The sequence below is a fragment of the Nocardiopsis coralliicola genome (assembly GCF_054779695.1).
Genome location: NZ_BAAGXT010000022.1, coordinates 1 through 23,644, shown reverse-complemented (window position 1 = coordinate 23,644; position 23,644 = coordinate 1). Strand labels below are relative to the sequence as shown.

General features: G+C 74.3%; 19 protein-coding genes and 3 tRNA genes. 15 read left to right on the top strand and 7 right to left on the bottom strand.

Features of this window, described 5'->3' with window-relative positions:
- Window positions 1–104: 104 nt before the first annotated feature.
- Window positions 105–656, bottom strand: a complete 552-nt coding sequence (locus ACYVGT_RS16320; protein WP_460859103.1) for an NUDIX hydrolase — start codon at window positions 654–656, stop codon at window positions 105–107.
- Window positions 653–2,170, bottom strand: coding sequence for a zinc-dependent metalloprotease (locus ACYVGT_RS16315; protein WP_460859222.1), 1,518 nt, complete (start codon window positions 2,168–2,170; stop codon window positions 653–655). Before ACYVGT_RS16315 ends, ACYVGT_RS16320 begins: the two co-directional genes overlap by 4 nt.
- Before the next feature lie 89 nt (window positions 2,171–2,259).
- Here ACYVGT_RS16315 and ACYVGT_RS16310 point away from each other — a divergent pair, with 89 nt between their 5' ends.
- The 3 genes from ACYVGT_RS16310 (at window position 2,260) to ACYVGT_RS16300 (ending at window position 5,522) form a co-directional block, all read left to right on the top strand.
- A complete protein-coding gene (locus ACYVGT_RS16310; protein ID WP_460859100.1) occupies window positions 2,260–3,465 on the top strand; it encodes an NAD-dependent epimerase/dehydratase family protein in 1,206 nt (401 codons plus the stop codon).
- A 265-nt stretch (window positions 3,466–3,730) separates the two neighbouring features.
- A complete protein-coding gene (locus ACYVGT_RS16305; protein ID WP_460859097.1) occupies window positions 3,731–4,210 on the top strand; it encodes a molybdenum cofactor biosynthesis protein MoaE in 480 nt (159 codons plus the stop codon).
- A gap of 193 nt (window positions 4,211–4,403) precedes the next feature.
- Complete coding sequence (locus ACYVGT_RS16300) at window positions 4,404–5,522, top strand: YlbL family protein (RefSeq protein WP_460859094.1); 1,119 nt, start codon at window positions 4,404–4,406, stop codon at window positions 5,520–5,522.
- A gap of 240 nt (window positions 5,523–5,762) precedes the next feature.
- On the opposite strand, the gene ACYVGT_RS16295 is transcribed toward ACYVGT_RS16300, so the two are convergent.
- The gene (locus ACYVGT_RS16295; RefSeq protein ID WP_460859092.1) at window positions 5,763–6,284 is read right to left on the bottom strand and encodes a PPA1309 family protein; all 522 of its coding nucleotides are present in this window, start codon (window positions 6,282–6,284) and stop codon (window positions 5,763–5,765) included.
- A 374-nt stretch (window positions 6,285–6,658) separates the two neighbouring features.
- Between ACYVGT_RS16295 and ACYVGT_RS16290 the strand changes: the two genes are divergently transcribed.
- The 5 genes from ACYVGT_RS16290 to ACYVGT_RS16270 all read left to right on the top strand — a co-directional run bounded on the left by ACYVGT_RS16290 (window position 6,659) and on the right by ACYVGT_RS16270 (window position 13,029).
- Window positions 6,659–9,703 carry a UPF0182 family membrane protein gene (locus ACYVGT_RS16290; RefSeq protein WP_460859091.1) on the top strand — a complete coding sequence of 1,015 codons (3,045 nt, stop codon included), beginning with the start codon at window positions 6,659–6,661 and terminating at the stop codon, window positions 9,701–9,703.
- A 123-nt stretch (window positions 9,704–9,826) separates the two neighbouring features.
- Window positions 9,827–9,903 (top strand) — tRNA-Met (locus ACYVGT_RS16285).
- Window positions 9,904–10,183: 280 nt separating this feature from the next.
- On the top strand, window positions 10,184–11,131 hold the full coding sequence (locus tag ACYVGT_RS16280) for a hypothetical protein (protein ID WP_460859089.1): 948 nt from the start codon (window positions 10,184–10,186) through the stop codon (window positions 11,129–11,131).
- Window positions 11,132–11,323: 192 nt separating this feature from the next.
- Window positions 11,324–11,400, top strand: a tRNA-Met gene (locus ACYVGT_RS16275).
- 1,552 nt (window positions 11,401–12,952) lie between these two features.
- Window positions 12,953–13,029 (top strand) — tRNA-Met (locus tag ACYVGT_RS16270).
- A gap of 59 nt (window positions 13,030–13,088) precedes the next feature.
- Here the strand turns inward: ACYVGT_RS16270 and hisN are convergent.
- Window positions 13,089–13,886 (bottom strand): histidinol-phosphatase, encoded by a 798-nt coding sequence (hisN, locus tag ACYVGT_RS16265; protein WP_460859086.1) that lies wholly within the window; start codon window positions 13,884–13,886, stop codon window positions 13,089–13,091.
- 166 nt (window positions 13,887–14,052) lie between these two features.
- Between hisN and ACYVGT_RS16260 the strand changes: the two genes are divergently transcribed.
- The 3 genes from ACYVGT_RS16260 to ACYVGT_RS16250 all read left to right on the top strand — a co-directional run bounded on the left by ACYVGT_RS16260 (window position 14,053) and on the right by ACYVGT_RS16250 (window position 17,263).
- Complete coding sequence (locus tag ACYVGT_RS16260; RefSeq protein WP_460859084.1) at window positions 14,053–14,697, top strand: TetR family transcriptional regulator; 645 nt, start codon at window positions 14,053–14,055, stop codon at window positions 14,695–14,697.
- Between the two features lie 87 nt (window positions 14,698–14,784).
- Window positions 14,785–15,498 (top strand): HAD family hydrolase, encoded by a 714-nt coding sequence (locus tag ACYVGT_RS16255; protein WP_460859081.1) that lies wholly within the window; start codon window positions 14,785–14,787, stop codon window positions 15,496–15,498.
- 406 nt (window positions 15,499–15,904) lie between these two features.
- Window positions 15,905–17,263, top strand: a complete 1,359-nt coding sequence (locus tag ACYVGT_RS16250) for a YeeE/YedE family protein (RefSeq protein WP_460859079.1) — start codon at window positions 15,905–15,907, stop codon at window positions 17,261–17,263.
- 154 nt (window positions 17,264–17,417) lie between these two features.
- On the opposite strand, the gene rsgA is transcribed toward ACYVGT_RS16250, so the two are convergent.
- Together rsgA and aroA are read right to left on the bottom strand one after the other, a co-directional pair.
- Window positions 17,418–18,392, bottom strand: coding sequence for a ribosome small subunit-dependent GTPase A (gene rsgA / locus ACYVGT_RS16245; RefSeq protein ID WP_460859076.1), 975 nt, complete (start codon window positions 18,390–18,392; stop codon window positions 17,418–17,420).
- Between the two features lie 17 nt (window positions 18,393–18,409).
- Window positions 18,410–19,687, bottom strand: coding sequence for a 3-phosphoshikimate 1-carboxyvinyltransferase (aroA, locus tag ACYVGT_RS16240; protein WP_460859074.1), 1,278 nt, complete (start codon window positions 19,685–19,687; stop codon window positions 18,410–18,412).
- Window positions 19,688–19,820: 133 nt separating this feature from the next.
- Here aroA and ACYVGT_RS16235 point away from each other — a divergent pair, with 133 nt between their 5' ends.
- Both ACYVGT_RS16235 and ACYVGT_RS16230 read left to right on the top strand, forming a co-directional pair.
- Window positions 19,821–20,303 (top strand): OsmC family protein, encoded by a 483-nt coding sequence (locus tag ACYVGT_RS16235; protein ID WP_460859072.1) that lies wholly within the window; start codon window positions 19,821–19,823, stop codon window positions 20,301–20,303.
- 49 nt (window positions 20,304–20,352) lie between these two features.
- Window positions 20,353–21,240, top strand: a complete 888-nt coding sequence (locus ACYVGT_RS16230; protein WP_460859070.1) for an SOS response-associated peptidase — start codon at window positions 20,353–20,355, stop codon at window positions 21,238–21,240.
- 25 nt (window positions 21,241–21,265) lie between these two features.
- Here ACYVGT_RS16230 and ACYVGT_RS16225 read toward each other — a convergent pair whose 3' ends face one another.
- On the bottom strand, window positions 21,266–22,111 hold the full coding sequence (locus tag ACYVGT_RS16225; RefSeq protein WP_460859068.1) for a methyltransferase domain-containing protein: 846 nt from the start codon (window positions 22,109–22,111) through the stop codon (window positions 21,266–21,268).
- Window positions 22,112–22,501: 390 nt separating this feature from the next.
- Here ACYVGT_RS16225 and ACYVGT_RS16220 point away from each other — a divergent pair, with 390 nt between their 5' ends.
- Together ACYVGT_RS16220 and rsrA are read left to right on the top strand one after the other, a co-directional pair.
- The gene (locus tag ACYVGT_RS16220; protein WP_460859065.1) at window positions 22,502–23,134 is read left to right on the top strand and encodes a sigma-70 family RNA polymerase sigma factor; all 633 of its coding nucleotides are present in this window, start codon (window positions 22,502–22,504) and stop codon (window positions 23,132–23,134) included.
- Entirely contained in the window at window positions 23,131–23,421 is a 291-nt protein-coding gene (rsrA, locus tag ACYVGT_RS16215; protein WP_460859063.1) for a mycothiol system anti-sigma-R factor, read from the top strand. Before ACYVGT_RS16220 ends, rsrA begins: the two co-directional genes overlap by 4 nt.
- Window positions 23,422–23,644 lie beyond the last annotated feature (223 nt).

Genomic DNA, 23,644 nt, shown 5'->3' with positions numbered 1-23,644 from the left:
GTGCTGCGGGCGGAGCAGCGCGGCCGGGCCGGCCCGTCCAGCGGTCCCGCGCCGGCCCTGCGGGGTTCCGGGGGCCGCCCCGGCGGCGGAGCGCCCGAGCACCGTCAGGCAGCGGCGCGGACCGCGGCCGACGCGGCGGCGACCAGCGTGGTGACGGAGTGGTCCGTCTTCTCAGGCAGGGCGTCGACTCCGAACCAGGCCAGGTCGGCGGACTCGCCGGGGTCGGCCTGGAGCGCGGCGCCCTCCGGGGCCACCACGGCGTAGCGGACGTCGAGGTGCTGCGTGCCGCCGGCGCAGAAGTCCACCGGGTGCACGTCCAGTTGGACCGGCCCGGGAAGGATCCGCAGGTCGGCGATCCCGGACTCCTCGCGCGCCTCGCGCAGCGCGGCTTCCTGCAGCGTCGCGTCGCCGTCCTCGCAGTGCCCGCCGGTCTGCAGCCACAGGCCGGCCTTGGCGTGCAGCGTCAGGACGGTGGCGCGGCCCGCCGGGTCGAGGATGGCGGCGCTCGCAGTGAGGTGGCCCGGCACGCAGGTGCGGCGCATCGCATCCGGGTACGCGGCCAGGTGGCGGAGCATGGTGCGGCGCAGCTGCTCCTGTCCGCTGTCGGGCGCGCGCCAGGATTCCAGTTCCGCGCGGGCGTCGGCGGCCAGGCTCACCGGCCGCTCCCGGAGCCGCCCGAGTCTCCGGCGTTGCCGGAGCCGTCCGAACCGTCTGTGCCGCCGGCGTTCGAGCTGTCCCCGCCGTCCCCGCCGTCCCCGCCGTCCTCGCCGTCGGCGTTACCGGCGCTGCCGTCGCCGGTGAGCCGGGCGATGGCGGAGTCGATGTCGACCGCGTCGCGGCCGGCCACGAACGCGTCCGGATCGTCGAGGTCGTCGGCGGACGGCATCAGGTCGGGGTGCTCCCACAGCGCGTCCCGGCCGTCGGCCCCGCGCGCCTCGGTCAGCGCCGACCACAGCGCCGCCGCCTCGCGGAGCCGGCGCGGCCGCAGTTCGAGGCCGACCAGCGTGGCGAAGGTGTGCTCGGCGGGGCCGCCGGTGGCGCGCCGCCGCCGGGTGGCCTCGGCCAGCGCCGCGGCCTGCGGCAGCCGGCCGTCCACCGCGGTGCCGACGACGACCGACACCCAGCCCTCGACCAGTGCGAGCGCGGTCTCCAGCCGGGCCAGCGCCGCCTTCTGCTGCGGCGTGTCCTCCGGCTGGAACAGCCCTTCGCCCTCGCCGCCGGCCAAGGCGTTCTGCAGCTCCTCCGGGTTGGACAGGTCGAGGCCGCCGAGACGCTCCTCCAGGCCGCTCATGTCGAACGACATGCCGGCGGCGTACTCCTCGACCAGCGTGAACACATGGCCGCGCAGCCACGGCACGTGCGCGTAGAGCCGGTGCAGGGCCGCCTCGCGGGCGGCCAGGTAGAGCCGGACCTCGTCGGCGGCGACCCCCAGGCCCTCGCTGAACCGCTCGACCCCGCCGGGCAGCAGCGCGGCCCGGCCCTCACCGGCCAGCGGCAGGCCCACGTCGGTGGTGCCGATCACCTCGCCGGCGAGCTCGCCGATGGCCTGCCCGGCCTGCTGCCCGACGAGCATGCCGCCCATCTGCTGCATCATGCCGACCAGCGGCCCGGCGACCGACTGCATCTCCTCGGGCATGTTCTGGCTCATCGAGGAGACGATGCGCGACGTGAGCGGATCGCACAGCCGCTCCCAGGTGGGCATGGTGCGCTCCACCCATTCGGCGCGGCTCCACGCCTCGGCGGACTGCACGCCCGACGGCAGCGGGGTGGCCTCGTTGAGCCACAGGTCGGCCAGCCGGACGGCCTCGGCGACCTGCGCGGAGACCACCGGGCCGACGCTGCTGTCGCCGCCCTGCGAGACGGTGTGCCGGGCGATGTTCTTGGCCATGTCCCAGTTGATGCCGGAACCCTGTCCCGCGCCGGAGCCCGGCTTGTCGCCGGGGCCGGGCTGGGCGGCCATCATGTCGGCGAACTGGCGCAGCATCTGCGCCATCTGCTGCGGGTCGCCGAACGGGAACCCGCCGGGCATCTCCGGGCCGCCCGCGCCGGGGCCGCCGCCGAAACCGCCGCCGCCGAAGCCGCCGCTGTCACCAGAGCCGCTGCCGCTGCCGCCGGAGCCGCCCGACCCGCCCGAGCGCCCCGAGGAGCCGTCATCGGGGTCGTTCGGCATGCTGAAACCAAAAGGCTGGTCGCTCACGATTAGACCTCAGGCAGGATTAGGTTTGTCTCCACTGTCACGTTAGCTGGGAGCACACCGGAGTGAGTACCGAAAACGGCCAGGTTCGCCCACAGCACAGTCCGGACGGGGACGGTCCTGCGGTCGCGGTGACCGGGGCCGCCCAGGGCGCGGGCCTGCTCCTGGTGGAACGGCTCGCGGCTGCTCTGGGTTCCGGTGCGGTCCGCCGGGTGGTGGCCATCGGCGGGGAGGAGCCGGACGGATCCGCCGCGCTGGAGGCAGGGGAGCCCGACTCCGGGGGCGTTGTGGAAGCTGGCGCCGCGCGTCCCGCCGCGCCCGGACCCGACGGCGTCGAACGGCACACCGCCGACCTCCGCGATCCGCGGGTCGCCGCGCTGCTGGAGGGCGTCGACGTCCTCGTGCACACCGCGGTCGAACGCGGCGCCGACGCCCGCCACCGGGAGCGCCGCTCCGCAGCGGTCCGCGCCGCGCAGACGCTGCTCACCGCGGCCGCCGCGCAGCGCGTCGGCCGCGTCGTCCTGGTCACCAGCACCATGGTCTACGGTGCCGCGCCGGACAACCCGGTGCCGCTGCCCGAGGACGGCGCCGTCGTTGCGGACAGCGGCGACGGCCTCGTCGGCGACTTCACCGAGATCGAGGAGCTCGCCCGGCGCGCCCGCCGTGCGCACCCCGGCCTGTCGGTCACCGTGGTCCGCCCGGCGCCGCTGGTCGGACCCGGCCCGGACACCGTGCTGGCCCGGCACTTCGCCGCGCCGCGGCTCATCGCGGTGAAGGGCGTCCCCCAGCGGTGGCAGTTCTGCCACGTCGCCGACCTCGCCTCGGCGCTGGAGCTGGTGGCGGTGCAGGGTGTGGACGGTCCCGGGGGAGCGCTGGCGGTCGGCTCCGACGGCGCGCTGTCCCAGGCCGAGGCCGAAGAGGTCTCCGGCCTGCGCGGCTTCGAGGTCCCGGCCGGGCTGGCCTTCGGCGCCACCCACCGGCTGCACCGCGCGGGGATCACGCCGGCCTCGGCCGGCGAGCTCAAGTTCCTCGTCTACCCCTGCGTGGTGGAATGCGCCACCCTGCACCGCGCCGGGTGGAAACCCGCCTTCACCAACGCCGGCGCCCTGGAGGCGCTGCTGGAGGCGCGCACCGGCCGTACCGCCCTGGTCGGCCGCGAACTCGGCCGCAAGGAGGCCGCGATCTCCGCGGCCGGCGCGGCGGGCGCCGCCGTGGCCGCCATCGGCACCGCAGCCGCGGTCCGGCACATCCGCAAGCGCCGCCGCACCTGACCCGCCCCGAAAACCGGCGCTTCACACTGCAGATGCCGCCGAATTCCGCTGATCAGGTGGCAGATGCGAGGGCTGATGGACGCTGCGGGGCCGCGGTGGTCTAATGCCCGAATGGTGCCCGGCGGCCCCGGAGCCGCGTACGGTCCAGGGCGCCGCCGCGGGAAGGCGGACGGTGCCCGGCCGCGCGGCCACTGAGCGCCGGTGCTTCGGCCCGGAGGGGAGTGCGGAGTGCGGCCGTGCCGCGGCTCCGCCGGAACGAATGGGGATGGCGATGAGGGAAGAGGTCCTCGACGCGGAAGACGCCGGCGCCGGCACGGTCGCACTCGCCGGGATCCGGGAGGCCCGGCTCTCCGTCGACGAGGTGCTGGACGCGGTGGCCGACCCGCGCGCGGGCGGCACGGCGTTCTTCATCGGGACCGTCCGCGACACCGACGAGGGCCGCCCCGTCGACGCGCTCGGCTACAGCGCCCACCCCACCGCCGCCGCGGAGATGCGCCGGGTGATGGAGCGGGTCGCGGCCGATGCGTCCGCTGCGGGGACACCGGTCCACCGCGTCGCTGCGCTGCACCGGGTGGGCGACCTCGCGATCGGCGACACGGCCGTGGTCGTGGCCGCCGCCGCGGGCCACCGCGCGGAGGCGTTCGACGCCTGCCGGCGCCTGATCGACGAGATCAAGGCCGAGGTGCCGGTCTGGAAGCACCAGCGGTTCCGCGACGGCGCCGCCCAGTGGGTCGGCGCCGAATAGGCCGCACGGCCGCGCTCCGGCCCGCGAAACGGCTCTGATCAGGGGGTTCCGCTCGCCAGGCGCCGTGCGCCAGCGGCTCCGCAGGACGCGCGCGGGCAGCGGGCTCCGCGCCCCGGGGTGCCCGCCGGCGGGGCGCCCCGCGCCGCCGTGCCGGGCGGCGGGGCGGGCCGCAACGGGACGTAGGCTGTCCTCCATGTTCCGTCGCGTCAACGCCCTTGTCGCCGCGGTGGTAGCGCTCGCCGCGCTCTCCGCCGGCGCGGTCTTCCTTCCGGTGCCCTACCTGGTGTCTTCGCCCGGCCTCGCGCTGAACACGCTCGGCGACAACTCCGAGGACGAGCCGGTGATCCACATCGAGGGCACCGACGAATACCGGCACGACGGCAGCCTGTCGATGGTCACCGTGCAGTACGCCGGCGGCCCCGGACGGCGGCTCAGCATCCTGGAGGTCGTCAGCGCCTGGTTCTCGCCCACCCAGGCGGTGCTGCCCGAAGCGGCCCTCTACCCGCCGGACCAGACGGTGGAAGAGGTCAACGAGAGCCAGACGCTGGAGATGGACGACTCGCAGACCACCGCCACTGCGGCGGCGCTGAACGAGCTCGGCGTGGACTTCACCCTGCACCCGGTCGTGGCCGGCGTGGAGAAGGGCGTGCCGGCCGCCGGCGAGCTGGAGGCGGGCGACGTCATCCGCGAGGTCGACGGCGAGCGGGTGAACGGCAAGACCGAGGCGGCCGAGGCCGTCGGCGAGCGGGAGCCGGGCGACACGGTTGAGCTGACGGTGGTCCGCGGCGCCGTCGACCCGGAGGACCCCCAGGGCGGCGAGGTCGACCTGAGCGGCCCCGAGGAGACGATCGAGCTGAAGACCGAAGAGGGGGACGAGGGCAAAGCGGTCGTCGGCATCCTCATCGCCGACGACCCGGAGTTCCCCTTCGACGTCCAGTTCCAGGTGGGCGAGATCGGCGGCCCGAGCGCCGGGATGATGTTCGCGCTGGGGATCATGGACCGCCTCGACCCGGAGGGGCTGACCGGCGGAGCGAACGTGGCGGGCACCGGCACCATCGACTCCGAGGGCACCGTGGGCGGGGTCAGCGGGGTCGCGCAGAAGATGGTGAGCGCGCGCGACCAGGGCGCCGACTACTTCCTCGTGGCCGAAGAGAGCTGCTCGCAGACCTTCGAGTCCGCTGCGGCCGGCGACATCGAGGTCCTCAAGGCGGCCGAGCTGTCCGACGCCGTCACCGCGCTGGAGACCGTGCGCTCCGGCGGCGACACCGGCGACCTCCCGCGCTGCGACCCCGCGGAGCCCGGCAGCAGCTGAGCCGGCCGCCGGCTCCGGGGCGGGCCGGGGGAGCGGCCGGCGCCCGTGCAGCTTCCGGGGGCGGCGCGGTGGTTCCGCGCCGCCCCCGGAAGCCCGCCACCGGACCGCCGGGGGCGGTGGGCCGTGCGCCCCTGCGCCACCCGTCCGGGCAGCCGTTCGCGGATGCGCCGCCGGGCCGGCCGGCCGCTCGGCGATGCGCACCGCTGCCGGTCCGGGCAGGGGCCTTCGCCGGAAGGCGCCCTAGTCCTCGTCCAGAGTGAGCGCGAGTGCCGAGGTCAGCGCCGGCACCAGGTCCTCGCCGCTGAGCACCTGCTCCTCGCTGTCGTGCGCGCGCATCCGCAGAGCGCTGTGCCGCCCGCCTTCGCGCAGTACGCCGGCCACCAGCCGGATCTCCTCGCCGTCGTCGCGGCCGCCGGCCCACTCCGCGGCGTCGGCGCCGCGCGGCGGGTCCAGCGTCTCGTCCGAGCCGCGGATCACGATCCGCTCCATCACCAGGGCGCAGCCGGCAACGGATTCGGGCCAGGCCATGCTGCCCAGCGCCTCCTCCAGCGGTACGCCGTCGGGCAGCGGCTCCTGCTCGACCGGGGTGAGTTCGGCGGGGTCGGCCTCGGCCGACAGGCCCAGCATCGAGGCGAGAGCGGGTTCGGCGCGGGCCAGCTCGGCGGTGGGGACGAGGGCGTAGACCCGGGGGGCCTGGTCCCAGCCCTGCTCGGCGGCGTGGCGCTCCAGGTCCATCACGGCGTCGCGGATCAGATAGGTCACCCCACCATGGTGCCCGAGCCGCCGCACCGCCGGAGCCGCTCTGCCGCAGCTGCGCCGGCGGCGGGTTCCGCCGCCCGCCCGGACCGGGCCGCACCCCCGTCCCGCGAGCGGATCCGGGGCGGTCCGGACGGAGCGCGCGCCCCGGGTTAGGGTCGCAGGGGACCGCCGCCGAGATCCGGGCGATGCCGCACCGATGTGATGTTGTCACCCCTTCGGCGCGGGGTTTCGGGAACCCGGGGGCGACCCAATAAGTTGCCGATACGCGGGGGCCCGTACACGCCCCGCACCCAACTCCGGGGAAACCGCCGGATCACTGACCGTCATGACGAGGGGGAGGCGTGAGCTTCCGATCGCCCGGCGCACCACCCGCGCGCATGCCTCGACGAAACCGGCTGCTCGCGCCCGTCGCAGCGGTCGTCGTCGTCATCGTCGCGGGACTCCTGGTCGCCGCCAATTTCGTGACCGACTACAAGTGGTACTCGTCGGTCGGCTACACCTCGGTCTTCGTGACCGAGCTGCGCACCCGCGCCCTGCTGTTCGCCGGTGCGGCCGTGCTGATGACGCTCGTCGTCGGCGCCAGCATCTACTTCGCCTACCGGTCCCGGCCGCTCACCCGCCCCATGAGCATGGAGCAGCAGGGGCTCGACCGGTACCGGATGGCGATCGAGCCGCACCGCAAGATCTTCTTCTGGGTCGTCGCGGGCGGTCTCGGCGTACTGACCGGCGCATCGGCCTCAGCCGAGTGGGGCACCTTCCTGCAGTACGCCAACCGCAACCCCTTCGGGGCGGCGGACGCCCAGTTCGGGATGGACATCTCGTTCTTCGCGTTCACCTACCCGTTCCTGCGGGTGGTGCTCGGCTACCTCTTCGCGGCCGTCGTGCTGGCGTTCATCGCCGCCGTGATCGTGCACTACCTGTTCGGCGGGGTCCGCCTGCAGGGCGACGGGCAGCGGGCCACCCCGGCCGCGCGCGTGCACCTGTCGGTCCTGCTCGGCGTCTTCGTCCTGCTGAAGGCCGGCGCCTACTGGCTCGACCAGTACGGACTGGTGTTCTCCAACCGCGGCTACACCTACGGCGCGTCCTACACCGACGTGAACGCGGTGCTGACCGCCAAGATCATCCTGGCGATCATCGCGGTCGTCTGCGCGCTGCTGTTCTTCGCCAACATCTACTTCAAGAACGCCATGGTGCCGCTGGTCAGCCTCGGCCTCCTGGTGCTCTCCGCGGTGCTCATCGGCGGCGTCTACCCGCAGCTCGTGCAGCAGTTCACCGTCAACCCGAACGAGCAGCGCGAAGAGAACCCCTACATCAGCAGGAACATCGAGGCGACCCGCGAGGCCTACGGCATCGCCAACGCCGAATCGGAGACCTACGACGCCAAGACCGAGCTGACCTCCGATCAGCTCGCCGCCGAGGCGTCCACGATCCCCAGCGTCCGGCTCGTCGACCCCTCGGTCGTCTCCCAGACGTTCCAGCAGATGCAGCAGGTCCGCGGCTTCTACCAGTTCCCCGACGTGCTCGACGTGGACCGGTATGAGGACGCCGACGGCAACTCCGTCGACACCATCATCGCCGCGCGCGAGCTCGACGGCCCCCCGGAGGGCCAGGACAACTGGCTGACCCGGCACACCGTCTACACGCACGGCTTCGGCATCGTCGCCGCGGCGGGCAACCAGGTCGACTCCGAGGGCCGCCCGGTCTTCACCGAGTACAACATCCCGCCGCAGGGCGAGCTGTCCGAGGTCACCGGCGAATACGAGCCGCGCATCTACTTCGGCCAGCGCGGCGCCGAGTACGCCATCGTCAACGCCGAGCCCGAGTACGACTACCCGCTGGACTCCGGGGACCCGGAGAACATCACCACCAGCGAGGACGTCGAGGGCGAAGACGGCGGCGGTGGCGGCGGCGCCGATGAGGCCCGCGCCCCCGCTGACGGCGCGGACCAGAGCCCCGAAGCCAGCCCGGAGGAGAGCCCCGAGGGCGGCTCCGGCGGCGAGGGCTCCGGCGGCGAGGGCTCGGGTGACGGCGAAGACGGCGGCACCCAGGCCACCAACCACTACGACGGCGACGGCGGCGTCCAGCTCAGCTCGTTCTTCGACCGCGTGCTCTACGCGCTCAAGTACCGCGAGCCGGACATCCTGCTCAACACCGCGATCACCGACGAGTCGCAGATCCTCTACGAGCGCGACCCGTCCGACCGCGTGGAGAAGGTCGCCCCGTTCCTCACCGTGGACGGCAAGCCCTACCCGGCGGTGGTCGACGGCCGCGTGCAGTGGATCGTCGACGCCTACACCACCAGCTCCGGCTACCCGTACTCGACGCCGATCGACTTCTCCGACGCCACCGAGGACACCTTCAGCGAGGGCACCGAGGCGGCCACGACCCTGCCCGGAAACCAGGTCAACTACATCCGGAACTCGGTCAAGGCCACCGTCGACGCCTACGACGGCACGGTGAAGGTCTACGGCTGGGACGAGCAGGACCCGGTCCTCAAGACCTGGTCGGAGGCGTTCCCCGGCGTCGTCACCTCCAAGGAGGAGATCGGCGAGGAGCTGGAGAACCACCTGCGCTACCCGGACGACCTGTTCAAGGTCCAGCGGGAGATCCTGAAGCGCTACCACATCACCGACGCGGACGCCTTCTACGGCGGCCAGGACTTCTGGGACATCCCCAACGACCCGACCGACGACGCGGAGAACCCGGAGCCGCCCTACCGGCAGACCCTCCGGTACCCGGGCGACGAGGAGGCGAGCTTCGCGCTCACCTCGACGTTCGTGCCGCGCGGCAGGGAGAACCTGGCGGCGTTCATGTCGGTGGTCAGCGACGTGGAGTCCGAGGAGTACGGCAAGATCCGGATGCTGGAGCTGCCGCGCAGCACCGTCATCCTCGGCCCCGGCCAGGTGCAGAACGCCTTCCAATCCGACGCCGGTGTCCGCGAGGTCCTGCTCCCGCTGGAGCAGAGCTCGGCCGAGGTCACCTACGGCAACCTGCTCACCCTGCCGTTCGGCGACGGACTCCTCTACGTGGAGCCGCTGTACGTGCAGGCGGGCGGCGGAGGCGACGCCTCCTACCCGCTGCTGCAGCAGGTCATGGTCGGCTTCGGCGAGGAGGTCGCCATCGGCTCCAACCTGCAGGAGGCGCTCAACAACCTCTTCGAGGGCGGCGAAGGCCCGCTCGACGAGGGAGCCGCCGAAGGCGGCGGTGGCGGCGACTCCGAGGCCGGCGGCGAAGGCGGCGGCGGTGGCGGAGGCGGCGACGATGAGCTGAGCCAGGCCCTCGACGACGCCGCCAAGGCGTACGAGGAGAGCCAGGAGGCCATGCGCGAGGGCGACTGGGAGGCGTACGGCGAGGCCGTCGACCGCCTCGGCGACGCCCTCGACCGCGCCGACGCGGCCCGCCGCGACGACGAGGGCGACTAGGGCGCGCCCTAGCCCCTCGCGGGGCGGGGCCCCGGCCCCGCCCCGCGCGCCGCGCCCTGACCCCGCGCGGCGCGCTCCGATTCGACACGGGGGGCCCACCCCGATACCGTGGAGGAACACCGACGCGGGGTGGAGCAGTTCGGTAGCTCGCTGGGCTCATAACCCAGAGGTCGCAGGTTCAAATCCTGTCCCCGCTACCACCGAGAGGGCCCCTGGCCCGGGAGAGATCCCGGGCCAGGGGCCCTTTTCGTGTTGCGGCCTCCGCAGGGCGCCCGGCTTCCTGCGCGGGCGCGTAGAAGACTTGACCAGGTGCGCAGGGTTGCTGCGGCCCCCTTCCGGCGTGCCGGGTGTGCCGGTAATTGCGCCGCGCAATGCCCGAATCGGAAGCAATGCGTCGATTGCCGTCCGTTGCGTGCGCCCGCCGCGAAGATGCCGCGGCCGGCCGCCCCGGGGCTCCACACAGGGAAAGGATCCGCGCGGGTGTCCGCGCGAACCCCAACGATGACCTCCTCCACCACACGCTCTTCCGCACGCCCCCTGCTCATTGCCGCTCCCGCGGCGGCCGTGCTGCTGCTCGCCGCCTGCTCCTCGGGCTCTGACACCTCCTCGGGCGGCGACGGCGACGGTGCGTCCGGCCCGACCGGCCCCGTGTTCGAGTTCCAGCCCGAGGGCGTCGAGCCCGCGGACGAGATCACGATCCGCGTCCCCGACGGCCTGCGCGAAGCCATGGGAGCCGGGGCCGAAGGCCTCATCGCCGAAGAGATCACCGCCACCGCGCACGAACTCGACGGCGTTGACCGGTGCGCCGTCGACCTCGCCGTCACCTATGGCGACGGCCAGCCGGACGCCCTCCTGGAGAGGGACTCCGACGAGAGCCGCAGCGCCGCCGAGGCCGAACGCCTGATGGAGAAGCTCGGCGTCTCCTCGGTTGAGGAGGTCGCCGCCGAGGTCGACAGAATCATCGAGTCGAACATCGAGGAGGGCACTCCGGGGCGGACCGCCGGTGACGTGAACGAGCTCCTCGACTACATGCTCGACTACGAGGAGGGCGACACCGGGCAGGACGTCGTCGACCGCGCCCTGGAGGGGAACGGGAAAAGCAGCGGCGACAGTGTGGCCGGCGCGTTCGACGTCGCGGACCTGAGCGGCGCCGGCCGCCCCATCGCGGAGCTGGACGCGGCAGACCCGGAGCAGGGCGCCTACGTCAGCGAGGACCTGTCGACCCTCACCGCCGTCGGCCTCTGCTCCGCTTCGCCGAACGACGAGGACGACGCCATTGAGGCGTCCCTGCCGCTCATCGACGAGGACGGCGACGTCAAGGACGCCGCCACCGTGGAGATCTCGGTCATGACCGACGGCACCCTCGGCGTCATGGGCGAGGTCAGCGGCTACGTCCAGGACGCCAACGGCAACTGGATCGCGGACTGACCCGCGCACCGGGGGCAGGCCCGACCGGGCCTGTCCCGGGGTAGCGGCGACGGCGCGGCGGAGCGTCCCGAAGGCGCGTGCGCGGACGGGCGGCCCGGCGGGCCCTTGGCCGCACCGGGCAGGGGGCTCAGGGCCCCGGAAAACCGAGTTGGCACTGGTCGGCGGTTCCCGGTAGAGTCATAGACACACCGACGCGGGGTGGAGCAGTTCGGTAGCTCGCTGGGCTCATAACCCAGAGGTCGCAGGTTCAAATCCTGTCCCCGCTACCAAATCCGAAGGCCCGGATCCCTCAGGGATCCGGGCCTTCGGTATTCGCGGACTGCCGCGAAACGGATGCCGTGGCGGCCCCCCGGTCAGGTCGGAGGATTCCGCACCTCTGCAGCCGTCCCACCGGCATCCGGCGCGTCGGACCAATGGCAGCTGGAGCGACGGCGAGGCTGGGGGCGCTGGGTAGTCGGCCGGGTTCCGGGCGGCCGCGTAGCGGGGCTCACGGCAACGCAGCAAGGGCGGCTTCGCGGGCAGTCTTATCGGCTCTGACCCGCCGCTTCGGGGCGGTGTGCGGACAGTCGTGCGGCTGTTCATGGGGCCAGAACGGCACGGACCGAAGGCTCCCGCAGTCCTGCAGCCGGCCCACCCGTGTTCTGTGCGTCGGACCAGCGGAAAGGCGGCAGTGGCGGCGAGGATGGGCAGACGGCTCGACTGGCCGGCCGGGTGTCGGCTGGCCGCGTGGCGGAGTCGGGGGACAAATGCCAGGAAATCGGACACTACAACGGGGTCCTGAACACGCCATCCAGGCAAGGGGCGTCCTCCTCCCTGCGGACCCTGCACGGAGAGCCGATTCCGCACCACGCCGACCTGCACAAGTACGAGGTCACGCAGTGTCGCGGTGTCCGATTCCCGCGCACCCGCCTTTTTTGCGGCCTGGTCGGCGAAAAGGCGGCAACCGCGGCGGCAGGGTGCCCCACTTTGGGTGATGTGATGCAGGAGTGATCTCGCCACTCCGTGAAATGGAACGCGCCGCGCTCCTGCGCATGGGCCCCCGGGTCGGATGCCCGGACTCCGCCGGTAACTGACGCCCGGTTTGTCCCGATATGTCGCCACGCAGAGTGGAACTGGCCCGGCGATTGGGCCGCGGAACGCTCACACCTCCCGGGTTTTCCGCGCATCCGCCGTCGAGAAGTTGGGAGTCGTGGCGCCGATGGGGTGTTACCAAGGGTTCGCGAACCCCCCGCGCGCTTACACGGCCGGCCAGCCGCCAACCCTGCAACCCCTGCAGTCCCGCTATCCACACCAGTCACACGAGGCACGCCCGCCCCGCTGCCAGCCCGCGCCCGGCCGCCGACCCGAGGGCCCGGGCAGCCTCGCCGTCGCTGCCGCTTTTGGACTTTTCCGACGCACGGACCAACCCGTCACCCGGCCGCCCCGCGCGGGAGCCAGGCAACCTCCCCCGCCCCTGCAGTCACACCCACCCCACGTGCCCGTCCAGCCAGCCCGCGCCCACCGCCGTCCTGAGGCCCCGGCCGGCCTCGCTGTCGCTGCCGCTTCTCGCTCTTGCGACGCACCGACCAGTCCGCCGCCCGGCCGCCCTCGCGCGGGAGCTAGGCAACCTCCCCCGCCTCAGCAGCCACCAGCCCCGCGGCCCTCCCGCCACCCGGCCGTCGGCCCCGAGGTCCCGCCCCCGCCGCCGCTTGTGCGCTTGTCCGACGCGCCGACCAGCCCGCCGCTCCTGCCGGCCCTCGCGCGGGCGCGCCTGTCCGGAGGTGGGCGAGACGCCGAGTTGGCACTCGCCGCCGGACCCCGCTAAAGTCGCAGACACAGCGACGCGGGGTGGAGCAGTTCGGTAGCTCGCTGGGCTCATAACCCAGAGGTCGCAGGTTCAAATCCTGTCCCCGCTACCATCGCGAAAGGCCCGGACTTCCACGAGTCCGGGCCTTTCGCCTGTCTGGCGCCGCCGCGTTCAGGCCCGCAGGGGTCCGCCGTTGAGCCAGGTGAGCGCGGTGTCGTGCAGCGCGCCGTTGGTGCAGACCAGCGCGCCGCCGTCGGTGAAGCCCTGGCCGCGCAGGTCCGTGGCGCGCCCGCCGGCCTCCTCCAGGATGATCGGCAGCGGAGCGGCGTCCCACAGCGACAGCTCCGGCTCGGCCGCGATGTCCACCGCCCCCTCGGCCACCATCACGTGTGACCAGAAGTCGCCGTAGGCACGGGTCCGCCACACGCTGCGGGTGAGGCCGAGGAAGGAGTCCAGCCGGCCCTGGTCCTCCCACTCCGACAGTTCGGAGAAGGACAGCGAGGCGTCGTTCAGCGCGGACACCTTCGACACCGAGCAGCGGGACGCCTTCGTCAGGCTCCGCCCGGTCCAGGTGCCGCTGCCGATCGACGCCCACCACCGGCGCTGCAGCGCCGGCGCGGACACCAGGCCCACCACTGGGCGGTCGTGCTCCAGCAGGGCGATGAGCGTCGCCCAGACCGGCACGCCGCGCACGTAGTTCTTGGTGCCGTCGATCGGATCGATGACCCACACGCGGCTGCTGTTGCCGGTCTTGCCGTACTCCTCCCCGACGACGGCGTCGCGCGGACGGGCCCGGGAGAGCACGCTGCGGAGCGTCTCCTCGACGGCGCGGTCGGCCTCGGTGACCGGGGTCAGGTCCGGTTTTGTCTCCACGTGCAGGTCCAGGGCGCGGAAGCGCTGCAGGGAGATGTCGTCGGCCGCGTCCGCCAGGACATGGGCCAGACGCAGATCATCGTCGAAGGACGCCATGCGCAGAACGCTACCCTTTGGGCGCGATCGGGGCCCGTACGGCACCCCTGCGTGACCGTTCCGTTAGCGGTTTCCGTGCCGCCGCCACTGCAGCGGATCCGGGCGCGCTCCTCCGGGCCGGGCCCGGAAGCGCCCGGGCCGCTCCCGCCGATGGCACGATGGAGCCATGCCCGATCCGCTCGCCGACTCCGGCACCGCGCCCGCCGACACCGCCGGGGCCGCGGCCCCGGCGCCCTCCGACGGAAGGTCCGGGGTGCGCGAGCGCCTGCTCGACGCCGGCTACGCCGCCGTGGTCGCCGGCGGCTGGACGCGCATGCGCATGGCTGACATCGCCGCCTCCGCCGGGGTGTCCCGGCAGACGCTCTACAACGAGTTCGGCGCCAAGGAAGGGCTGCTGCAGGCGGTGGTGGTGCGCGAGGCCGAACGCTTCCTGGACGGCAGCGAGGGCGTCCTGGACGCCCACCCGGGCCCGCCGGCCGCGGCCGTGGCCGCCGCGGCGCGCTGGATCCTCGCAACGACCGCCGAGGACCCGCTGCTGCGGGCGGTCGCCACCGGCGACGAGACGCTGCTGCCGGTGCTGACCACCCGCGCCGAGCCGCTGCACGTCGCGCTCGAGCAGCGGCTGACCGCGTCGCTGCGCCGCCGCACCCCGGCGCTGTCCGCAGAGCGCAGCGCCGCGCTGGTCGAGGTGGCCGTCCGCCTCACCCTGTCCTACGTCCTGCTGCCGTCCGACATCGACCGCGCGGCCGGCCGCATCGCCGCCACGCTGCACAGCCTCGCCGCCGTGCCGCCGCACCCGCAGGGCCAGTAGCTGAGCGCGGCGCTGCCGCCCCGGCTGTTCCGCGGGGGCGCGGAGCGCCGCCTTCGCTGCACCGGCAGTGCGCGGGAGACTGGAGCGGTGACCGAGAACTCCGCGGGCACCGGGTTCGCCGTGCCGCCTCCCGCGCCGCCGGCGCTCCTGTTCGACCTGGACGGAACGCTCATCGACAGCGTCTACCAGCACGTGATCGCCTGGCGGTACGCGCTGGCGCGGTCCGGTATCGACCTGTCCGTGTGGCGCATCCACCGCCGCATCGGGATGAGCGGCGGCCTCTTCGTCGATGCCCTGATGCGCGAGACCGGGGTGCGCCTGGACGCCGCTCAGGTGGAGGAGGTGGTCGCGGCGCACGCGGAGGAGTACCTGCGGATGCACGACACCGTGTCGCCGCTGCCCGGCGCCGCCGACCTGCTGCACGCGCTCACCGGCCGCGGGATCGCCTGGGCCATCGCCACCAGCGGGGCCTACCGCACCGCGGGCCGCGCCCTGGCTCTGCTGGGCCTGCCGGAGGATACGCCGATGGTCACCCGCGACCAGGTCCGCTACGCCAAGCCCGACCCCGACCTGTTCCTGGCGGCCGCGGCGCGCCTGAACGCCGACCCGCGGCACACCATCGTCGTCGGCGACAGCGTGTGGGACCTGCTCGCCGCCCGCCGCGCCGGCGCTCTCGGCGTCGGCCTCCTCTCCGGCGGCTACGGCCGCGACGAGCTGGAGCGCACCGGTGCCTACCGGGTCTATACCGATCCGGCCGACCTGCTGGCCCGCATCGACGAACTGGGCGTCCGGGTGCGCTGACCGCGGCTGCGCCGGACCGCGCCTCGGAAAGCGCATCCGCGGCCGTCGCGCATCGGTGCTGCCCGGCCGCGCTCCTGCCGCCATCCGCTCCGTGCGGCCCCGGAGACCGCCGCTCGCCCGCACCGTTCGGGACGCGGCGGGAGCCCGGGGCGGGGATGCCGGCCCGGGAGCCTTTCGCGTATGCTTGCGTCCTATGTCCGGTCCCACCCGCTTCCTGCGCATGGTGCTGATCTCCATGTCGCTGACGAGCACCGATGACGGCCTCTGTCGCCGCCGGTGCCGCCGAAGCGTGCGCTGAGACCGTTCTCCCCCGGCCCCCGGGCTGTTCGGCCGCGTACGAGCGGCGGTACCGGTGCGTCTCCACCACCGACCACGGCCGTCCTCCGCACACCGGGAGCCCTTCCCCATGACGTCGCAGCCGACCACCGGCCCCGCGCCCGATTCCGCCGAGCCGCCGGCGCAGACGGGCAGTGACTCTGCCACTGCCACTGCCGCTGGCACCGCCACCGCACCCGCTCCGGCACTCGCGCTGACCTGGAAGCCCACCCTCTCCACCGCGCAGCCCGCGGCCCCCGAGCCGGGCCCGGTGAAGTGGCCGCCGCTCGCGATCGCCCTGGGCGCCGCCGCGGTGCTGGCCGTCTACGTCGGCGCCCAGCACGGCCTGCAGCCGGCGGCGCTGCTGGTCCTCGGGACCGGCCTCGGCCTCGCCCTGTTCCACTCCCGGTTCGGGTTCACCTCGGCCTGGCGCCAGTTCATCGCCGTCGGCAACGGCGCCGGACTCCGCGCCCACGCCGTGCTCCTCGGCACCACGGCCACCCTCTTCGCGCTGGTGATCGGAACCGGAACCGGACTGTTCGGCAACGACCCGAGCCCGTCGGCCGGCCCGATCGGCATCGCGCTCTTCCTGGGCGCCTTCCTGTTCGGGATCGGCATGCAGCTCGGCGGCGCCTGCGCCTCGGGCACCCTGTTCGCGGTCGGCTCCGGCCAGTCGGCCATCCTGATCACGCTCGTCGGCTTCATCGCCGGCTCGGTCATCTACAGCGCCGCCTGGCCGCTGGTCGCCGACCTCCCCGCCGTCCCGCCGGTCCTGCTCTCCGACCACGTCGGCTGGTTCGGCTCCTGGGCGATCACCATCGCCGTCCTCGCCGCCCTGGTCGTCGGCACCCGCGCCGTGCAGAACCGCCGCGTCCCGCCGCCGACCGGTGCGGTCCCCTCGGTCCGCGGCGCCGCCCGCATCGTCCGCGGCAGCTGGCCGATGATCGCCGGCGCGCTGGTGCTCGCGGCGCTGGGCGCCGGCGTCCTGATCGTCTCCGGCGGCGCCTGGGGGATCACCTCGGCCTTCAACCTGTGGGGCGCCAAGGCACTGCAGCTCGTCGGCGCGCAGCCGGAGACCTGGGCGTTCTGGAGCCAGCCCGACCAGGCCGAGCAGCTCGCCGGCCCGGTCCTCGCGGACAAGAACAGCCTCACCAACATCGGCATCATCCTCGGCGCGGCGGTCGCGGCCGCCGCGGCCGGCGCCTGGAAGCTGCACACCGGCCTCTCCGGCAACGTGGTCGCGGCCGGTCTGGTGGGCGGCGTGCTGATGGGCATCGGTGCGCGCCTCGCGGGCGGCTGCAACATCGGCGCCTACCTCGCCGGGATCGCCTCGGGTTCCGTGCACGGCTGGCTGTGGGCGCTCGTGGCGCTCGCCGGAACGTGGGTCGGCCTGCGGGCCCGCACCCTCTTCGGGCTCGGGGTCCCCAAGCCGAACGACAGCGTCTGCTAGCAGCGCCGCCCCGCTCCGGGGCCGCGCAGGACCCGCAGTGTCCCGGCCGCACCCGCGGCCGGGACACTGCGCGTCGGGCAAGGGCCCCAGGGCTGCAGGGGCTGCACCGGGGTTCCGGTCGGCGTCCCCGCCGCTGGCAGGCGCGGGGGAGCGGTCAGCCGGCCGCAGCTTCGCCGGCGCGGCTCGCCAGCAGCCGGCGCAGGGAGTCCACCCGGCCCGGGTCGATGCTCCCCGCAGCGGCGCCGGCGTCCAGTGCGCACCCGGCGGCTCCGGCCGCATGGGTGCAGTCCTCGGGGCAGCCCCGCGCGGCCTCGTCCAGGTCGGGGAAGCCGGCCAGGATGTCCTCCGGGGTGACATGCGCCAGCCCGAAGCTGCGGATCCCCGGCGTGTCCACGATCCAGCCGCCGTCTGCCAGCGGCAGCGCGACCGCCGAGGTCGAGGTGTGCCGGCCCCGGCCGGTCACCGGATTGACGCCGCCCACCGCCCGCGCAGCGTCCGGAAGCAGCTGGTTGACCAGCGTCGACTTTCCGACCCCGGACGGCCCGACCAGCACGGTCACGCGCCCGTCCAGCAGGCCGCGCAGCTCCGCCGGATCGCTGCCGTGCTCGGTGACGACCGCGCGGACGTGCAGCGGTGCATAGGCCGCGAGCAGCTCGTCCGGATCCGCCAGGTCGGACTTGGTGAGGCAGAGCACCGGCTCCAGGCCCGCGTCGTAGGCCGCCACCAGGCAGCGGTCGATGAACCGCGGCCGCGGCTCCGGGTCGGCCAGCGCGGTGACGACGGCCATCCGGTCGGCGTTGGCGACGATGACCCGCTCCACCGGATCGGTGTCGTCGGCGGTGCGGCGCAGCACCGAGGAGCGGTCCTGCACCCGGACGACGCGCGCCAGGGTGTCCGGGAGCCCGGAGAGGTCCCCGACGAGGTCCACCCGGTCGCCCACCACGATGCTGCCGCGGCCCAGCTCGCGCGCCTTCATCGCGGTCACCGGAACGCCGTCGACCAGGCACCGGTAGCGGCCGCGGTCGACCGCGACGACCATGCCGGTGCGGGCGTCGCGATGCTCGGGCCTGCGCCGCGTCCGCGGACGCGAACCGCCGCGCGCGCGGACGCGCACGTCGTCGGCGTCCATGTGCCGGCCGCCGCCCCTCACGCGGCCACCACCCGCTCCCACAGCCCGGGGAAGTCCGGCAGCGTCTTGCCGGTGGTGGCGATGTCCTCCACTTCCACGCCGGGCACCGCCAGCCCGAGCACCGCCCCCGAGGTGGCCATCCGGTGGTCGTCATAGCTGCGGAACACGCCGCCGTGCAGCGGCCGCGGCCGGATCACCAGGCCGTCGGGGAGCTCCTCGGCGTCGCCGCCGAGCCGGTTGACCTCGGCGGCCAGCGCGGCGATCCGGTCGGTCTCGTGCCGCCGCAGGTGGGCGATGCCGGTCAGCCGGGACGGTGAGTCGGCCAGTGCCGCGACGGCGGCGATCGTCGGCGTGAGTTCGCCCACTTCGCGCAGGTCGGCGGTGATGCCGTGCACGCTCCCGGTGCCGCGGAGCGTCAGGCCGTCCGGGCCGAACGCGGCCGCGCCGCCCATCCGGGTGAACAGGCTGCGCAGCACGTCGCCCGGCTGGGTGGTCTCCTGCGGCCAGCCGGCGACGGTGACCGCGCCGCCGGTGACCAGCGCGGCGGCGAGGAAGGGGGCGGCGTTGGAGAGGTCCGGCTCGACGTCGATCTCCGCGGTCGAGACGGGGCCGGGTGCGACGGTCCACACGTCCGGCTCGGGCGTTTCCACAGAAACACCCGCGGCGCGCAGCATCGCCGCGGTCATGGCGAGGTGCGGGCGGGACGGGACCGGCGGGCCGTCGTGGCGGATCTCCACGCCGTCGTCGAAGCGGGCGCCGGCGAGCAGCAGCGCCGAGACGAACTGGGAGGAGCCGGAGGCGTCCAGCACCACCCGGCCGCCCTTGAGCGCTCCGGTGCCGCGGACGGTCAGCGGCAGCGCGCCGCGGCCGCCGTCGTCGATGTCGGCGCCCAGCGTGCGCAGGGCGTCCAGCAGCGGTCCGACCGGCCGCTCGCGGGCGCGGGGGTCGCCGTCGAAGGAGATGGCGCCGTCGGCCAGCGCGGCGAGCGGCGGCACGAACCGCATGACGGTGCCGGCGTTGCCGACGTCGAGCTGCGCGGGGCCGCGCAGCGCGGCGGGCGCCACGCGCCAGTCGGCGCCGTCCGCGGCGATGTCGGCGCCCAGGGCGCGCAGCGCGCCCGCCATCAGCTCGGTGTCCCGGCTCCGCAGCGGGCGCCGCACCGTGCACGGGCCCTCCGACAGGGCCGCCAGCACCAGAGCGCGGTTCGTCATCGACTTCGATCCGGGCAGCGCAACGGTCCCGGAGACGGGGCCCGGGGCGGTCGGCGCGGGCCACAGCAGTGCGGAGTCAGGCATATCCACAGGCTATCGGGACCGGGAAGCCGGCCGTTGTTTCCCCGGCGCGGCCGTGGAAGAGTGGCGGGCCGGGTGCCGGCTCCGCTGCTCGGCAGCGCACCGGTACCGCGGCCGGCCGAGCAGAGGGGCGCGAGTGCAGCACAGGGACAAGGAGCACGCCTACGAGGTGCGCGTGCACTGGACCGGGAACCAGGGCCCGGGCACGGCGTCCTATCGCGGCTACGGCCGCGACCACGAGGTGGCGGCCGACGGGCGGCCCACCCTGCTCGGATCCGCCGACCGCGCGTTCCGCGGCGACCCCGACCGGTGGAACCCGGAGGACTTGCTGGTGGCCGCGCTCAGCGAGTGCCACATGCTCTCCTACCTCGCCCTCGCGGCCGCCGAGGGCCTGGTGGTGACGGGCTACGACGACACCGCCACCGGCAGCATGACCACGCACGCCGACTCCGGCGGCGAGTTCACCGAGGTCGTGCTCCACCCGGTCGTGCAGATCGCCGACCCCGCCGACCGCGAGCGCGCCCGCGCACTGCACTCCCGCGCCCACGAGGTCTGCTTCATCGCCCGCTCCGTCAGCTTCCCGGTGCGCTGCCGGCCGGAGACCACCGTCGCCGGCTGACGCCCCCGGCGGGTCGGACCGGCCGGAGCACGGTGGCAGACTCGGAGCCATGTGCGGACGGTACGCGCGGGTGCGCAGCGCGAGTGAGCTCCAGCTGGCCTTCGACTTCCCCGAGCCGGACGCCTCCGGTGCGGACCTGCCCGCCGGGGCCGCGGCCGTCCGGGGCCGCCCTCCGCAGGAGCAGCTGGAGCCCGACTACAACCTCGCGCCCGGCGCGCAGGTCTACGGCGTGCTCGGCACCCCTCCGGGCGAAGCCGGCCGCGGCGCTGCGGCCGGACCGCAGTCGCTCGCCGCCTTCCGCTGGGGCCTGGTGCCCTCCTGGGCCCGCGACCGCAACGCCGGCTACCGCATGATCAACGCCCGCAGCGAGACCGCCGCCGAGAAGCCCGCCTTCCGCGAGGCCCTGCGGCACCGTCGCTGCCTGCTCCCCGCCGACGCCTACTACGAGTGGCAGTACCTTCCCGATGCCGAGCCCGGCGCCGCGCACGCCGGCACCTCGCCCGCCACCGACCCCGACCACGCCCGGCGGAAGGCGGCCTCCCGCAAGCGCCCGTTCGCCGTCTCCCGGTCGGACGGAACGCCGCTCGCGCTGGCCGGCCTGTTCGAGCGCTGGCGCGACCCCGAGCGCGCCGACGACGACCCCGCGGCCTGGCTGTGGACCTGCGCCGTGGTCACCACCGAGGCCGCCGGTGCGCTCGCCGGTATCCACGAGCGCATGCCGGTCGCGCTTCCGCCCGAGGAGTGGGCCGCCTGGCTCGACCCCCGGTCCGGCTACGCCGACGTCGAGCGGGCCATGGCCGCCACCCCTGTCGGAGCCCTCACCGCCCGGTCGGTCAGTACCGCGGTGAACAGCATCCGCAGCAGCGGCCCCGGGCTCCTGGAACCGCCCACCGAGGAGGAAGAGGCGGCGCTCCTGGGCCCGCCGACGCTCTTCTGACCGTGCGCCCGCGCACCTCCCGCGCTCAGCCCGGCTTGACCGCGCTGGCCAGCAGGTGGACACCCACGTAGTCGTCGGACTCTTCGGCGTGCAGCTCCATCTCGACCAGTCGGTGCAGTGCGCCCGGATCCGGCGCGGAGTCGGACAGGTGCTCGACCGTGGACGCCGACAGGACCGTGCGCGGCCGGATCCACTCCGCCTTCAGGCCGGCGCCGGCCAGCAGCTCGGTGAGCTGCTCGCCGGTGAAGCAGCGGGTGATCGACCCGTCCGGCCACGGCACGAGCAGCACGTCCGCGGTCGGCGCGAAGCTCAGCTCGGGCCAGCAGTCCTGCTCGGCGAGGAGCGCCATGCCCAGCACCACCGAGTCGACGCAGACCAGCACCCGGCCGCCCGGCCGCAGCACCCGGGCGATCTCGGCGAGGGTGGACTCGGTGGCCAGCTGGCGGGAGAGCACGCCGTTGTCGGCGACCACGCCGTCGAACGCACCGTCGGCGAACCCGGCCAGCTGCCCGGGGTCCCCCACCACGGGGCGGAGCCGGCCGGGCGGGCGGGGCCGCCGCGGATTCGGCGCGTGCCCGTTCACCAGGGACAGCGGGCGGCGCGGTGTCATGTCCGCGGACGGCAGCAGCGTCACCACGTCGTGCCCTTCGGCGATCGCGCGCGGTGCGCCGCGGAAGTCCGGCGCGGACATGTCCAGCAGCAGGGACGGCGAGTCCGGCAGCCATCGGGCGAGCTGGGCGCCGGCCACCGCCCAGTAGAACCGCCAGTAGGCGGAGAGGGCGTCGGTGGCGGCGAACTGCGCCGCAGGGGAGCGGGGCGGAGCCGGCCCCGCGGCTGCGGTTGCCGTGTCGCGGCTGGAGGACGGATGCACGACACTCCTCTCCCTGCTCTACACCGGGGTTCTACCCGCACGCGCGGCACCTTCACGCGCAGGCCGCTCCGCCCTGGGCGGAAACCGGGCCGGGCGTCCGGGAACCGTCGGCGGCGGAATCAGCCGCCGCCGCGCGTTGTTGGGACCGTCACCGCGGCAGCGGACTGCGCAGCAGTCTGGGCGCACCGCCGCCGGGCTGTACAGGCCTGAGACCCGGTGCGCCGCACCGGGTCGCGGCGAACGGAGGTCCGCAGAGTGCTCACCGATGCCCCGCCGGCCGGCGGAACGGCCGCGCCGCCCCGCTCCCCACGCGTGCGGGCCGCTCTGTCTGCGTCGTATCGTGAGGCGACGGTTGCCCCACGGCACACCAGTACAGGGAGGCAGGCGGGTTTGAGTCAGGGCCAGGAGACACTCGACGAGCAGGGGGCTCGGTTCGAGCGGGACGTCCTCCCGTACTTGGACCAGCTGTACTCGGCGGCGCTGCGGATGACCCGCAACCCCGCTGACGCCGAGGACCTCGTCCAGGAGACGTTCGCCAAGGCTTTCGGTTCGTTCCACCAGTTCAAGGAGGGCACGAACCTCAAGGCGTGGCTGTACCGGATCCTCACCAACACCTTCATCAACTCCTACCGCAAGAAGCAGCGGGAGCCGAAGCAGGCCGGGACCGAGGACGTCGAGGACTGGCAGCTCGCCCAGGCGGCCTCGCACTCCTCCAGCGGGCTGAAGTCGGCCGAGGCCGAGGCGCTCGAGCACCTGCCGGACAGCGACGTGAAGCGGGCGCTGCAGGAGCTGCCCGAGGACTTCCGCATCGCCGTTTACCTGGCGGATGTGGAGGGGTTCGCGTACAAGGAGGTCGCCGAGATCATGGACACGCCCATCGGGACCGTGATGTCCCGGCTGCACCGCGGCCGGCGGCAGCTGCGGACGCTGCTGGAGCACTATGCGGTCGACCGCGGCGTCCTGTCGAGCGAGGGCCTGGCGGGAACGGCGCAGTCCGCCGGAGCGCGGAAGGGGCGGAAATGAGCTGCGAGGCACACCGGCACGGGCACCACGAGACCCCGTGCAGCGAGGTCCTCGAGAACCTCTACGTCTACATCGACGGTGAGCTCTCCGACGCCGGCTGCGAGGAGGTGCGGCGCCATCTCGACGAGTGCCGCCCCTGCCTGGAGGAGTACGGCCTGGAAGAGGTCGTCAAGAAGCTCGTCGCGAAGCACTGCGGCTGCGACCCGGTTCCGGAAGGGCTCCGCAACAAGGTGCTCTACCGCATCGAGGCCGCCCGGGTAGAGCTGCGCGGGACCGCCGCGGAGTAGTCCGGGACGGTCCTGCGGAGCCGGGCCGGCATTCCCGCCGGCGCGCGGCGCCCCCGTCCGGCGGCGGGCGGCACGCCGTCCCGGCGGCACAGCGGCGGGGCACCGGCTCGGCGCGCCGCGCCAGCGCCACCGAACAGCGGCGGCGCCCCTCACCCGGGGGCGCCGCCGTTCTGCGTGCGGGGTCCGGCGGCGGCGCAGGGCGGGTGCGCCCAGCGGGGAAGTC